This is a genomic window from Rathayibacter sp. AC182 (assembly GCF_979253875.1).
Map to the genome: position 1 here is coordinate 1,039,080 of NZ_CEEDEK010000005.1, position 13,608 is coordinate 1,052,687.

Sequence of the window (13,608 nt, forward strand, 5' to 3'; positions counted from 1 at the left end):
TCCGCACGACCCGCTCAGCCGACCCGTAGAGGGCCCGACCCGTGGTGATCCCCACCCACGACACCCGCCGTGACAACCGACGAGCCCGCCGCGGCCGGCACAAGGGCTCGCACGATCACGACAACTTCCAGCGCGGCTTCGACGCGCTCGGCCGGCTCGCACTCGACGGAGTCGTGGTCTCGGCCCGTGCCGTCGACGTCGCGACCGGGCGCACCCTGTTCGCGGTCGACGACTCCGTCTCGATGCCCACCGCCGGCATCGGCAAGATCCTGCTCCTGATCGAGGTGGCGGCCCGCCTCGCGAGCGACCCGCAGGAGAACCTCCGCCTGGTCGACCGCACGGCGGCCGACGCCGTCGCCGGCTCGGGCGTCTGGCAGCACCTGCAGGTGCCGTCGATGCCGATCGCCGATCTGGCGGCGCTGGTCGGCGCGACGAGCGACACGCTGGCGACCAACGTGCTGCTGCGCCGCGTGGGGCTCGACGCCGTGCGTGAGCGTGCCGAGGGCCTCGGGCTCTCGCGCACCGCGCTGCTCGACGTCGTCCGCGACGACCGCGGCCCCGACGACGCCCCGCAGCTCTCCATCGGCTCCGCCCGCGAGCTGACCTGGCTGCTGGCGACGCTGGCGAACGGCGAGATCGTCGACTCCGCCGTCAGCTCGCGCGTCATCGGCTGGCTGTCGCTCAACTCCGACCTGTCGATGGTCGCCTCCGCCTTCGGCCTCGACCCGCTCACGCACCGTCAGCCCGACCACGGCGTGCTGCTCGTCAACAAGACCGGCGCCGACGCCGGCGTGCGCGCCGAGACCGGAGTGCTGCGCGGCCCCCGCGCCTCGGTCGCCTACGCGGTGACGACCCAGTTCGACGACACGACCCTGCACTACCGCCTCGCGGTGCTCGAGGGCATGCGCACCCTGGGTGTCGATTTGCTGGAGTACGTGCACTGACGCGGGCGGCGTGCGATGTCCTCGGACTCGGCGACGCGGCGTTCGCCGCGGGTGCGGCGCGCGGTGTCCGCCGATTCCGCGTGAAGCCCGCGGGTCGGGGCCCTGCGTGCCGCGGCGATCGTGCGGGGTTCGCCGGTCCGGGTGCTCGATCGCCGACGTCGCAGCCGCCGGATCGAGTGGGCGGCGGCCGCCCGTCAAGTCCATGACCGGCGTGCGGACCGCGACCTAGGCTGCCGACAGCGGGACCGCCTCCGGTGCGGGCCGCGGAGGAGGAACCATGAGCAGCTTCGGCTTCGACGCCCCCGAGGACGTCACCGACACCACCCGCCCCGACCCCCGACTCGATCCCCGCGCCTCCCGAGGACCCGGCGCAGATCGACGACCCCGAGGCCCTCGACGAGGCGCTCGACGAGGGCGCCGACGCCCGCCTCGGCGACGACCAGGATCCGCCGGAGCAGCCGGTCGTCCCGTCGCCGAGCTGAGGCCCGCGGGAGCGCTGCGGCTTCCCTTTGCTGATCGAGTAGCCCGCGTACCGGGCGTATCGAGATCAACCATCGCCAGAAGGCCTGGTCCTCAGCGGATCTGCTGGCGGACGTGGGTCTCGATACGCCGCTGCGCTGCTACTCGACCAACGAGGCTGACGATCAGCCGAGACGCAACGCGGCTTCGCCGCCCGAGGCGCCCCTGTGGAGTTGGTCGACCGGCGGGAACGACGGCGCTACCGGATCCCGCTGCGCGCGAAGCCCTGCACGAAGTACCGCTGGAACGCCAGGAACAGCACCACCATCGGCAGCACCGACACGAGGGCCAGCGCCATGCTCGCGCTGTAGTCCGGCGTCGACTGCCCCTTGAGGTAGAGCAGCCCGATCGGCAGCGTGAACAGGTCGTTGTCCTTGAGCGCGATCAGCGGCCAGGCGAAGTCGTTCCACGAGCCGAGCAGCGTCAGCAGCACCAGCACCGCGATCAGCGGGCGAGCTGAGACAGCAGCACCACCTGCAGGAAGACGCGCAGCTGACCGGCTCCGTCGATCCGCGCGGCCTCGAGCAGCTCCTCCGGGATCGACAGGAAGAACTGCCGGGCGAGGAAGATGCCGAACGCCGCAGCGGCTCCCGGCAGGATCACCGACCAGTACGTGCCGTAGATCTGCAGGCCGGCGACGAGCCGGAACTGGGCGACCATGATCGCCTGCACCGGGATCATCATCGTCGCCAGCGCCAGGGAGGAACAGCGCGTTGCGCCCCGGGAAGCGCAGCCGGGCGAACGCCCAGCCCGCCGTGAGGTTCACCACCACCGTCAGTGCCGTCACGAAGGCCCCGATCACGACGGAGTTGACGAACCAGTCGCCGACCGGGAACCGCTCGAACACGGTGGCGAAGTTCTCGAGGCTGAGGGTGCTCGGCCAGAACCGGGGCGGGCCCGGCGCGAAGACCTCTCCGCGGGGCGAGAACGCGATGACGAGCATCCAGTAGAGCGGGAAGAAGACGATCGCCGAGGCGATCACGGCGACGACGATGCGCAGGGCGACGCCGGCGCGGAGGCCGTCGCGGCCGCCGCGGCGACGGCGAGTACCGGAGGCGGTGCGCGTCGCGTCGACCGCGGGGGCGATCTGAGTGAGGGTCGAGGAGGTCATCGGGGGTCCTATTCGACGAGATCGCGGGTGCGGGCTGGTGCGCCACTGGACGTAGGTGAAGGCGAGCGTGATGAGCAGGATCACGACGCCCAGCGCCGCTCCGTAGCCCTGCTCGCGCACCTGGAAGCCGTTGCGGTACGCGTAGGTGCCGAGCACCGAGGTCGAGAAGCCCGGTCCTCCGCCGGTCATCACGAAGACGATGTCGAAGACCTGGAACGAGGCGATCACGTTCATGATCAGCAGGAAGAACGTCGACGGGCCGACCAGCGGCACCGTCGGTGCGCGGAACTGCTGCCAGCGCGTCGCTCCGTCGATCCGCGCCGCCTCGTAGAGCTCGGGCGAGACGCTCTGCAGGCCGGCGATGTAGATCACCATGTTGAAGCCGATCCGGAGCCAGATCGCGGTGATCATCACCGAGACCATCGCCGGGCCGCCCTCGGACTGCCACGACACGGGCGAGGCGCCGAGCGAGGTCAGCACCTTGTTGACGATGCCCGAGGACTCGCTGAAGATCGTGACCGCGATCATGCCGGAGGCGACTCCGGAGATGACCAGCGGCAGCACGATGATCGTGCGGTAGACACCGCGCGCGGGCAGCACCGAGTTCAGCAGCACGGCCAGGCCCAGCCCGCCGATCAGCTCGAGCGGCACCGTGACGGCCGTGACGAGCAGCGTGTTCGCGAGGCTCTGCCAGAAGACCGGATCCGCGCCCATCCGCAGGTAGTTCGCGAATCCGACCCACTCCGGCGTGCCGAAGCCGCGCGAGTCCTGGAACGAGAGCTGGACCGCCCAGAGGATCGGCACGAAGAGGAACAGCGCCATCAGCAGCATGTTCGGCGCCACGAAGCCGTAGCCGGTGAGCACCTCGCGGGTGCGGGCGGCCGACCGCCGCCGAGCGGGCGCGGGGCGCCCTCCCGGCGGCGGAGTGCGGCGGTGGTCATCAGCTGGTCGCCTGCCCGATGGCGTCGGACAGATCGGCCAGCGTCTCCTCGGTGCTGCGGCCGTTCACGAAGGCCTGCTCGAGCTGGTCCTGCATCGCGACCGAAGATCTGCGCGAGGAACGGCGAGGTGAGCTGCTGCACGTCGCGCGGCGTGATCGTCGAGGCCTGCTCGACGAAGACGAGCATGACGTCCGGGCGCACCGCGAACTCGATCGAGGCGGGGTCGATGTCGGAGCGGGTGGGCAGCTCGTTGGTCGCCGCGCAGAACTCGGCCATGTTCTCGGCCTCCGTCATGAACGTCAGGAAGTCGGTGGCGAGCTCGGGGTTCTCGGTCTCGGCCGTCGCGACCAGCGCGTTGCCGCCGAGGTCGGTGGCTCCGCGCTCGTCGACGGGCATCGGAGTCGCGACCCAGTCGAAGTCGGCGAGATCGTCGATGTCGGGCACGAGGAACGAGCCGGCGAACGCCATCGCGACGGTCTCCTCCGTGAAGAAGGAGTCGGCGTAGGTGGCCGACTTGACCGAGCTGGTCGGGGGCACCCATCCGTTCTCGAAGAAGCTCTTGGTGTAGTCGAGCGCCTTCGCGCCCTCGGCGGAGTCGATGGCGGGGGTCGTGCCGTCCTCCTCGAGCAGGGCGCCGTCGGCCTCGAACAGCCAGCTCAGCCAGCGCGGGGTACCGCCGAGCTGCCAGTTGTAGACGAAGGGGTACTGCTCGGCGGGGAGGAGGCGCGCAGCGTGGTGGCCACGTCGGCGAACTCCTCCCAGGTCCAGGCCTCGTCGAGCGTGGTCGGCACGTCGGTGATGCCCGCGGCGGCGAGCAGCTCGGTGTTGACGAGCAGCGCCGAGACGTCGGTCTGGTGCGGGACTCCGTAGGGCACGCCCTCGAAAGGGACCGCCTCCCAGAAGGCGGGGGTGAACGCGTCGATCTGCTCCTGCGAGACGTACTCGCTCACGTCGAGCAGCTGCTCCTGGCTCGAGTAGACGCCGAGGTTGCCGTAGTCGACGCGGAACACGTCGGGCGCCTCGCCCGAGCTCAGCTGCGCGTCGATGTTGCTGAACATCTGGTCGTAGGGCACGACGTTGAGCTGCACGTCGACGCCGTCGTTCGCGGCCTCGAAGTCGGCGATCAGGGTCTCGAAGGCCGCCTCCTCCGACTCGCTGGCCCAGGTGGTGAAGGTGAGGGAGCCGGCCTCGAGATCCGCCGCCGCCCCTCCTCCGAAGCCGCTGCAGCCGGTGAGGGCGGCGGTGACCGCCAGGACGGTGGCGGTGGGTATCAGTCGTCGTGTCGTCATGATCGTGTCCTCTGCTGTGGTGTGCGGTGCGGTGCGGGTGTGCGGAGTGGTGTGCGTGCGGTGGTCAGGGGTCCAGGCGGTCGAGCGCGTGCTCGACCAGCGAGACGAGGCCGTGCGGGCCGAGCTGTCCCTCGAGCGACTCGACGAGCTCGCGACGGTCGGCGGGCGCGTCGCATTCGAGGGCGGCGTGGGCGGTGGCGGTCGCGTCCTCGATCAGCGCGGACGCAGCCGAAGCGGGCGATGCGGGCGTCGTCGAGGGCGGCCTCGCCGTACCCGGAGCGGAACGAGCGGCGCTGCTCGTCGGTGATCGGCTGCGAGAAGATCACGCCGAGCTCGATCAGCAGCAGGTCGACCTCGCGCGGGGCGACCGTCGCCTCGTCGAAGTCGATCAGCCAGGGGCTGCCGTCGGTGCCGATCACCACGTTGCCGGGGTGCGGATCGCCGTGCAGCGGGACGCGCGCGGTCGGCGTGCGCTCCCGCTTGAGGCGCCGCTCCGCTCCGGGCGAGCGCCTCCAGGCGCGGACGGTGGGCGCGCCAGAGCCGGGCGGTCTCGTCGTCGGGGGCGTCGCGCATCCGCTCGTCGAGGCCTGCCAGACGCGCCGTCGGCGGCGCGCCGGCCCGGCGGATCCCGCGGCGGACCGGGGTGCCGGCCGGGGGAGCGGAGTCGTGCACGGCGCGCAGCACGACGCCGAGCCCCTCCCACGAGAGGGCATCGGGGCCGGAGTCGACGGCGTCCTCGCCCAGGATCCACGGGGCGACCGACACGAGCACGCCGTCGTCCTCGCTCCAGGGACGGCCGTCGGCGGCGCGCAGGGGGGCGATGACGCCCGGGACCCCGGCCTCGGCGAGGGATGCGGCCAGCGACAGCCCGAAGCGCCCGTCACGGCGGCTCGCCTTCACGCTCCACAGGGCTCCGGAGTCGTCGACTGCGCACCAGACGCGGGCGCGGTCGTCGAGGCCGCCCGTCACCGGCTCGAGCGCGGTGATCGGCACGCCGAACTCCCGGCGGACACGATCGTCCACGGCGGCTTCCGAGGAATGCTCATCCCTGTCATCGTGACGCCCGAACAGGGCTGGAAACACGGACTTGCGGATCCGGCGCGGAGGTGCGCGGAGGGCGGGAGAGCTGGGAGTGGGGGAGCGGGGCGCGAGGCGTGCGGGCCCGCGTGCGGCTCAGTGCGGAGCGACCGCCGCCAGCCACTGCCGCACGAGCGGCACGAGGAGGGCCGGGTCCTCGTCCGCCTCGAGCGCGCGCACCGCCCGGTCCGCCGCACGCCATTGGACCCGGTCGTCGTCGAGCACCGGTGCGACGTCGTCCGCGCGCGCCGCGACTCCGCGGTGCAGCACGACCTCGACCCGGTCGCCCGGCCGCAGGCGCAGCGTGACCAGGTGCTCGCCGATCGCATAGCTGGGCGCGTTCCACTTCACCGATTCGACGAGCCGCGGATCCGCCGACAGCACCGCCTCGCGTACGCGCCCGATCTGCTCGTGGCGCGGGTGCCGCATCGCGGCGACGTGGGCGGTGGCGGCGGCGTCGAGTCGTGACATGGAGTCACCGTGGCACGGGATCGGACGCGGCGGGTGTTCGCAACCGAGGTCAGGATCCGGAGAAGGGCACCGGGAGGGCCGCCGCGGCCCTCCGGACCTCGGTTGCGCACTGCGTCAGGCCGCGACTCGGTGCGCGGACGCCCCACTCGGCCGCGGACGTGCGCAAGGCTGGAGCAATGCAGTTCAGAGTCTTCACCGAACCCCAGGAGGGCGCGAGCTACGAGGACCTCCTCGCCGTCGCCCAGGCGACCGAGGCCCTCGGCTTCGACGGCTTCTTCCGCTCCGACCACTACCTCCGCATGGGCGAGGGCGATCCGGGCCCCGGACCCTCCGACGCCTGGACCTCGCTCGCCGGCCTCGCCCGCGAGACCGAGCGGATCGCGCTCGGCACGCTGGTCTCCTCCGTCACCTACCGCCCGCCGGGGATCCTCGCGATCCAGGTCGCCCAGGTCGACGCCATGTCGGGCGGACGCGTCGAGCTCGGACTCGGCACCGGCTGGTTCGAGAAGGAGCACGCCGCGTACGGCATTCCCTTCCCGCCCCGCCGCTTCGACCTGCTCGAGGAGCAGCTCGAGATCGTCACCGGCCTCTGGTCGACCCCGGTCGGCGAGCGCTACTCGTTCACGGGCGAGCACTACACGCTCACCGACTCGCCGGCGCTGCCCAAGCCCGCGCGGCTGCCCGTCCCGGTGATCGTGGGCGGAGGAGGCCCGAAGCGCACCCCGCGCCTCGCGGCCCGCTTCGCCAGCGAGTTCAGCCTGCACCGTTCCCCGAGTTCGACTCGATCCGCGGCTCCTTCGACCGCGTCGACGAGGCGTGCCGCGCCATCGGGCGCGAGCCGTCGTCGTTGGTGCACTCCGTCGCGCTGATCGCGGTCGCAGGATCGTCCGAGGCGGAGTTCGCGCGCCGGGCCGCGGCCGTCGGGCGCGAGCCGGCCGAGCTGCGCGAGCACGGCATCGCGGGCGGCGTGCAGGAGGCGGTGGACCGCCTGGAGTCGCTGCGCGAGTCGGGCGTCGAGCGCGTGTACCTGCAGATCATGGACCTGCACGACCTCGAGCACCTCGACCTGTTCGCCCGCGAGGTCCTGCCGCGCCTGTCGTCCTGAGTCGGCGCCCGCGCCTCCCTCCTCCCTCCTCCAGAAGTTGCGGTGACCGCTCGCGCTTCCCGCAGCTTCTGGAGAGTCGACGGCTCGGCCGGCTCCACTCCGCAATAGTCGTCGCACTCGAGCGCGAGTACGACGACTTCTGCGGACTCGAATGCTCGTGCGCCGTCTCCGGAGTCGCTTCGTTCCTCGACTCCGCGAAAGTTGTCGTACTCGAGCCTGAGTACGACAACTTCTGCGGACTCGGCGGCGCCACACTCCGGCCCGACGGCTACGGCCTCCTGCAGCCCGCGCTCCTCGGAGAAGTTGCGGTGACCGCTCGCGCTTCCCGCAACTTCTGGGAAACTGACGGCTCGGCGGCTCGACTACGCGAAAGTCGTCGTACTCGAGCGCGAGTACGACGACTTCTGCGGACTCGATGGTGACTTCTGCGCGCGAAGCGGCGGCTTCCGCGGAGGCGCGGGCCGCGCCTCGCGGCCCGGCCCCGACCTAGGCTGGACACGTGCCTGAGACCATCGAGCGCCCCGACGAGCGGCTGCGGACCCGCTCCGCCGCCGACGTCCCGTGGATCGTGCTCGTCTGGGACGACCCGGTGAACCTCATGTCGTACGTCTCGTTCGTCTTCCGCAGCTACTTCGGTTTCGGGCGCGCCGAGGCGGAGCGGCTGATGCTGCAGGTGCACACGGAGGGTCGTGCGGTGGTCGCGACCGGCAACCGCGAGGAGATGGAGCGGCACGTGGAAGCGATGCACGGCTACGGCCTGTGGGCGACGCTGCAGAAGGCCGACGCGTGAACAGCGCCGTGCGGACTGCGCCCCCGATGACGCCCGCGGACGCCCCCACCCCCTTCCCCGCCCCGCGATCGGCCCCCGCTGATGCGCGCGTTCCGTCGCGACGCCTCCGGAGCCGCTGTCGCCCGCTTCGATCGCGAAGAGGCCGGGATCCTCCGCCACCTCGCCGGCGAGATGCTCGAGCTCCTGGACCGCAGTGCCGACGACGACCAAGCGCGGAGCGATCCGGCGCTCGCCCGGCTGCTCCCCGACGCCTACCGTGACGACGCCGAGGCCGCGGCCGAGTTCCGGCCGCTTCACCGCTCCCGACCTCGCCGGCCGCAAGATGGACGACGCGCGGGCGGTGGCTGCGGCGCTCGACGCGGGGGACGACTCCGCTCACCGCGGTGTCTTCGCAGGGCTGGGCGAGGTCTCGGTGCGCCTCGAGGAGCGGCAGGCGCTCTCGTGGATGCGCGCGCTCACCGACATGAGGCTGGCGCTCGCCGCACGACTCGGCATCCTCGACTCCGACGACGGCCTCGAGCCCGCCGACGAGAACGCCGCCGCCATCCTCAGCGTCTACGACTGGCTCGGCGCTGTGCAGGACGGCCTCGTCCGCGCGGTCGACGTGTAGCCGCTCCGCCAGGCCCGGGTGACCACGATCCCGCGTCAGGCTGTGCTGGCGACGGCGCTCTCGCGTCCACCGGCCCGCTAGTCGTTCTAGGGAATCCACAGCTGTGGACAACCCTGTGGAGAACTGTGGACAAGGGTGGGGAGAACCCGCTCCGGATCTCGCAGAACCGCGGCGCGCCTGTGCAAGGGGCTGTGGGGACCTGTGGAAACGCGTACCGTCCATCCTGTGAATACACCGAGTGGCAACCAGGCCAAGCAGGCAGCGGACGACGCGCAGGACTCGACGGCGGTGCGCACGCTCGCCCGGTTCGGCTACGCGGCGAACGGGCTCGTGCACATCCTGATCGGAGTGATCGCCCTCGGAGTCGCCCAGGGCGGAGGAGGCTCGGCGGACCAGTCGGGCGCGCTCGGCGCGCTCTCGTCGACTCCGGGCGGAACCGTCGTGCTCTGGGTCTGCACGATCGGACTCTTCGGACTGGCGCTGTGGGGGATCCTCGAGGCGTTCCTCGTCGTCAAGGGCGACACCGAGCTGAAGAAGTGGGGCAGCAGGCTCAAGGAGGCGGCGAAGGCCGTCGTCTACGCGGCGCTCGGCGTCACCGCGCTCCGCTTCGCGATGGGCGACGGGGCGAACTCGTCGGAGTCCTCGAAGAGCGCGAGCGCGCAGGTCCTGGCGGCTCCGGGCGGCGTGGTGCTGCTCGTGCTGGTCGGCGTGGCCGTCCTCGCGGTCGGCGGCGTGTTCGTCTACCGGGGTGTGTCGAAGAAGTTCCTCGAGAACATCGCGGAGCCCGGCGGCACGGCCGGCACCGTCGTCACCTGGCTCGGCATCGTCGGCTACACCGCCAAGGGCATCGTGCTGGGAGCACTGGGCGTGCTGCTGATCGTCGCCGCCGTCCGGCACGACCCGGAGCAGGCGGGCGGACTCGACGAGGCGCTGGAAGTCTCTGACCGAGCTGCCGTTCGGAGTCTTCCTGCTCGGCTTCGTCGCCCTCGGACTCATCGCCTACGGCGTGTACTGCTTCGCGCGGGCGCGCTGGCCGCGCCTCTGACCGGTCCTACTCCTCGGCAGCCTCCGCGCAACTGGTGACACGGTCACCGTCGCGGTGACACGCTGAGCCTGTGAGCGCAGGGACCGACGACGAGGTCGCGATCGGGGTCTACTCGGTCGGGATCTCGGCCGCGCGCCTGCTGCGCTCCGCCGCCACCGGCGACCGGGCCGCGTTCGCCGAGCTGTTCGACCGCTTCAGCGGTCTCTTCTCGGCCTCGATCGCCGCCGTCCACTCCGATCCGGCGACGCGCGACCGGCTCTGCACCGAGGCCTTCGCCGAGGTCTGGCGGCGCTCGGCCGAAGGGGCCGGCTCCCGGACCCCGGTGCTCTGGCTGCTCGAGGTGCTCTGCGAGACCCTCGGCTCCTCCCGCGCGATCGCTCGACGCCCCCCTCGGCGAGGGCCTGCTCGCGCTCGCCTGCCCCGACCGGGAGCTGCTGCTCCTGGCCGTCGCGGGGCGAGTACTCCCAAGCCGAGATCGCGGCGCTCACCGGAGTGGGCGAGCCCGCTCTGCGCAGGATGCTGCGGAACGCCCTCGTCCCTCCGCGAGCTCGACGACGGTCGTCTCACCGCCTGAGGCCCTTCGGGAATACACCGCCCCGCGGTAAAGCTGAGTCAATCGAACTCAACTCTCGATCATCAGGAGGACACCCCAGATGCAGGCCGGTCGCACGCCCCAGCAGGACGAGCAGCAGTCCGCCCTCGAGCAGTACGGAGTCGACCTCACCGCGATCGCTGCGAGCGGCAAGCTCGATCCGGTGATCGGCCGCGACGCCGAGATCCGCCGCGTCAGCCAGGTGCTGACCCGGCGCACCAAGAACAACCCTGTGCTCATCGGCGAGCCCGGCGTCGGCAAGACCGCCGTCGTCGAGGGGCTCGCCCAGCGCATCGTCGCCGGCGACGTCGCCGACAGCCTCAAGGGCAAGCGCCTCGTCAGCCTCGACCTGTCCGCCCTCATCGCGGGCGCCAAGTACCGCGGCGAGTTCGAGGAGCGGCTGAAGGCGGTCCTGAAGGAGATCAACGACTCCGACGGCCGCATCATCACGTTCATCGACGAGCTGCACACGCTCATGGGCGCGGGAGGCGGCGACGGCTCGGTCGCGGCCGCCAACATGCTCAAGCCCATGCTCGCGCGCGGCGAGCTGCGGATGATCGGCGCCACGACCCTCGACGAGTACCGCGAGTACATCGAGAAGGACGCCGCACTCGAGCGCCGCTTCCAGCAGGTGTTCGTCGGTGAGCCGAGCGTCGAGGACACGGTCGCGATCCTCCGCGGCCTGAAGGAGCGCTACGAGGCGCACCACAAGGTCGCCATCGCCGACTCCGCCCTGGTCGCCGCCGCCTCGCGCCCGAGCCGCTACATCACCGCGCGTCAGCTGCCGGACAAGGCCATCGACCTCATCGACGAAGGCCGCGTCGCGGCTGCGGATGGAGATCGACTCCGCTCCCGTCGAGATCGACGAGCTGCGCCGCTCCGTCGACCGGCTGAAGCTCGAGGAGCTCGCGCTGAAGAAGGAGAAGGACGAGGCCTCGAAGGCGCGGCTCGAGAAGCTGCGCGAGGACCTCGCGCGGCGCGGCGCCCAGCTCGAGGAGCTGCAGAAGCGGTGGGAGCGCGAGCGCGCCTCCCTCAACCGCGTCGGCGACCTCAAGAACAAGCTCGACGCCTTGCGGATCGAGGCCGAGCGCGCCCAGCGCGAGGGCCGGCTCGAGCGCGCCTCGCGGCTGCTCTACGGCGACATCCCCGTGATCGAGCGCGACCTCGCCGCCGCCGAGAAGGAGGAGGAGCCGGCAGAGGGCCGCATGGTCAACGAGCAGGTCACCTCCGACGACATCGCGGCCGTGATCGCCGCCTGGACGGGGATCCCCGTCGGCCGGCTGATGCAGGGCGAGACCGAGAAGCTGCTGCACCTCGAGCGCGAGCTGCACCGCCGCCTGATCGGGCAGGAGCGGGCCGTGTCGGCCGTGTCGGACGCGGTGCGCCGCACCCGCGCGGGCATCTCGGACCCCGACCGGCCCACCGGCTCGTTCCTCTTCCTCGGCCCGACCGGTGTCGGCAAGACCGAGCTCGCGAAGGCGCTCGCCGACCATCTCTTCGACGACGAGAAGGCGCTGGTGCGCATCGACATGTCGGAGTACGGCGAGAAGTTCGCCGTCTCCGCGCCTGGTCGGCGCCCCTCCCGGCTACATCGGCTACGAGCAGGGCGGCCAGCTGACGGAGGCGGTGCGGCGGCGCCCGTACTCGGTGGTGCTGCTCGACGAGATCGAGAAGGCGCACCCCGAGGTCTTCGACGTGCTGCTGCAGGTCCTCGACGACGGCCGCCTCACCGACGGGCAGGGGCGGACGGTCGACTTCCGCAACCCGATCCTGATCCTCACCTCGAACCTCGGCTCGCAGTACCTCGTCGATCCGACGCTGTCGATCGAGCAGAAGGAGGAGGCGGTGCAGCAGATGGTGCGCCAGGCCTTCAAGCCCGAGTTCGTGAACCGCCTCGATGACATCGTGATCTTCCGGACGCTGGACGAGACCGAGCTGGGCGAGATCGTGTCGCTGTACGTCGACCGGCTGTCGCGCCGGCTGTCGGAGCGACGGCTCGACCTGGCCGTCACGCCCAGCGCCCGCGGGTGGCTGGCCGAGCGCGGCTACGACCCGCAGTACGGCGCCCGGCCGCTGCGCCGACTGATGCAGCACGAGATCGACGACCAGCTCGCGACCGCTCTGCTGGACGGCTCGATCCGCGACGGCGACGTGGTGCTGGTCGACGTCTCGGACGACGGCGAGGGCCTCGTGGTGAGCGCCGGGCTGCCGGCTGCGGCGTAGGGCGGCTCCACTCCGCGGAAGTCGTCGTACTCGAGCTCGAGTACGACGATTTCTGCGGACTCCGAGCGCGCGGCTGCCGGCGGAGGCTCCTCCACAGAGGGGAGGGGCCGCGAAGTCGTCCACAGCGTCGGGGGAGCGGCCCTCGCGGCCCCGGCCGCACCGGTACCGTCGCCGCCGTGTCCCTCCCTCCACCGGCTCCGCGCATGGCCGACCTCGCTCCCGAGCAGCGCCCACGCGAGCGGCTGCGCGCGCACGGCCCGGCGGCGCTGACCGACGCAGAGACCCTGGCCGTCCTGATCGGCAACGGCATCCGCGGGGCGAACGCCACCGTCGTCGCGCAGCAGCTGCTCGCCCGGTTCGGCGGCATCGACGCGGTCGCGCGGGCCGGAGTCGTCGATCTCGCCCGGCAGCGCGGCATCGGCGAGGTCGCGGCGTGCCGCATCGTCGCGTCCTTCGAGCTGCGCCGGCGGATGAACCGCGCGCACCGGGCGCCGCGCGTCACCACCGCCGCCGAGCTCGCCGCTCTCGTGGGCCCCCTGCTGAGCGCGCGGCCCGACGAGACCGTGCTCGCCGTCGCGCTCGACGCCTCCGGGGCGGTGCGCGACGTCCTCGCCCTGGCCGACGGAGGCGCCTCCCACGCCGATCTCCCCGTGCCCGCGGTCCTGGCCGAGGTCCTCTCCCGCGGAGCCGCCGGCGTCGCACTCGCGCACAGCCACTCCGGCGACGCGACCGTGCTCCCCTCCGACCGCGCAGCCACCCGCGTGCTCGCCGAGGGAGCCCGAGCGTGCGGCCTCGGGTTCCTGGCGCACGTGATCGTCGGGCGCGACGGCTGGGCGGAGGCGCCGCCCTGACGGCCGCCCTGACGAGCGGGGCGGCTGCGCCTCGGCGCCT

General features: G+C 72.0%; 11 protein-coding genes and 3 pseudogenes. 9 read left to right on the top strand and 5 right to left on the bottom strand.

All coding sequences use genetic code 11. The features are described 5' to 3' along the window. Window positions 1-41 precede the first annotated feature (41 nt). Window positions 42-944: a serine hydrolase gene (locus AC0CII_RS16400; RefSeq protein ID WP_465227079.1), complete on the top strand. Its 903-nt coding sequence runs from the start codon at window positions 42-44 to the stop codon at window positions 942-944. 718 nt (window positions 945-1,662) lie between these two features. Here the strand turns inward: AC0CII_RS16400 and AC0CII_RS16405 are convergent. From AC0CII_RS16405 to AC0CII_RS16425, 5 genes are all read right to left on the bottom strand, one after another. Then, window positions 1,663-3,438 (bottom strand): ABC transporter permease, encoded by a 1,776-nt coding sequence (locus AC0CII_RS16405; RefSeq protein WP_465230059.1) that lies wholly within the window; start codon window positions 3,436-3,438, stop codon window positions 1,663-1,665. After that, window positions 3,396-4,283 (bottom strand): extracellular solute-binding protein, encoded by an 888-nt coding sequence (locus tag AC0CII_RS16410; protein WP_465230962.1) that lies wholly within the window; start codon window positions 4,281-4,283, stop codon window positions 3,396-3,398. The genes AC0CII_RS16405 and AC0CII_RS16410 overlap by 43 nt, the downstream gene beginning before the upstream one ends. Further along, window positions 4,172-4,804 carry an ABC transporter substrate-binding protein gene (locus AC0CII_RS16415; protein WP_465230060.1) on the bottom strand — a complete coding sequence of 211 codons (633 nt, stop codon included), beginning with the start codon at window positions 4,802-4,804 and terminating at the stop codon, window positions 4,172-4,174. Before AC0CII_RS16415 ends, AC0CII_RS16410 begins: the two co-directional genes overlap by 112 nt. Beyond that, the gene (locus AC0CII_RS16420) at window positions 4,801-5,517 is read right to left on the bottom strand and encodes a phosphotransferase family protein (RefSeq protein WP_465230061.1); all 717 of its coding nucleotides are present in this window, start codon (window positions 5,515-5,517) and stop codon (window positions 4,801-4,803) included. The genes AC0CII_RS16415 and AC0CII_RS16420 overlap by 4 nt, the downstream gene beginning before the upstream one ends. Before the next feature lie 460 nt (window positions 5,518-5,977). Then, a complete protein-coding gene (locus AC0CII_RS16425; protein ID WP_465227073.1) occupies window positions 5,978-6,352 on the bottom strand; it encodes a DUF1801 domain-containing protein in 375 nt (124 codons plus the stop codon). Window positions 6,353-6,528: 176 nt separating this feature from the next. On the opposite strand from AC0CII_RS16425, the pseudogene AC0CII_RS16430 reads away from it, so the two are divergent. The 8 genes and pseudogenes from AC0CII_RS16430 to AC0CII_RS16465 all read left to right on the top strand — a co-directional run bounded on the left by AC0CII_RS16430 (window position 6,529) and on the right by AC0CII_RS16465 (window position 13,568). Continuing rightward, window positions 6,529-7,457 (top strand): annotated as a pseudogene (locus AC0CII_RS16430) (LLM class F420-dependent oxidoreductase). Window positions 7,458-7,956: 499 nt separating this feature from the next. Next, window positions 7,957-8,247 carry an ATP-dependent Clp protease adapter ClpS gene (gene clpS / locus AC0CII_RS16435; RefSeq protein ID WP_465227071.1) on the top strand — a complete coding sequence of 97 codons (291 nt, stop codon included), beginning with the start codon at window positions 7,957-7,959 and terminating at the stop codon, window positions 8,245-8,247. An 81-nt stretch (window positions 8,248-8,328) separates the two neighbouring features. Continuing rightward, window positions 8,329-8,475: pseudogene (locus tag AC0CII_RS16440) on the top strand (DUF2017 family protein); the annotation flags it as partial. A 28-nt stretch (window positions 8,476-8,503) separates the two neighbouring features. Next, complete coding sequence (locus AC0CII_RS16445) at window positions 8,504-8,857, top strand: DUF2017 family protein (RefSeq protein WP_465230963.1); 354 nt, start codon at window positions 8,504-8,506, stop codon at window positions 8,855-8,857. Between the two features lie 225 nt (window positions 8,858-9,082). Continuing rightward, window positions 9,083-9,940, top strand: a complete 858-nt coding sequence (locus AC0CII_RS16450; RefSeq protein ID WP_465230062.1) for a DUF1206 domain-containing protein — start codon at window positions 9,083-9,085, stop codon at window positions 9,938-9,940. A 32-nt stretch (window positions 9,941-9,972) separates the two neighbouring features. Then, entirely contained in the window at window positions 9,973-10,476 is a 504-nt protein-coding gene (locus AC0CII_RS16455; protein ID WP_465230063.1) for a sigma-70 family RNA polymerase sigma factor, read from the top strand. Window positions 10,477-10,555: 79 nt separating this feature from the next. Further along, window positions 10,556-12,717 (top strand): annotated as a pseudogene (locus AC0CII_RS16460) (ATP-dependent Clp protease ATP-binding subunit). 176 nt (window positions 12,718-12,893) lie between these two features. Next, complete coding sequence (locus tag AC0CII_RS16465; RefSeq protein ID WP_465230064.1) at window positions 12,894-13,568, top strand: JAB domain-containing protein; 675 nt, start codon at window positions 12,894-12,896, stop codon at window positions 13,566-13,568. Window positions 13,569-13,608 lie beyond the last annotated feature (40 nt).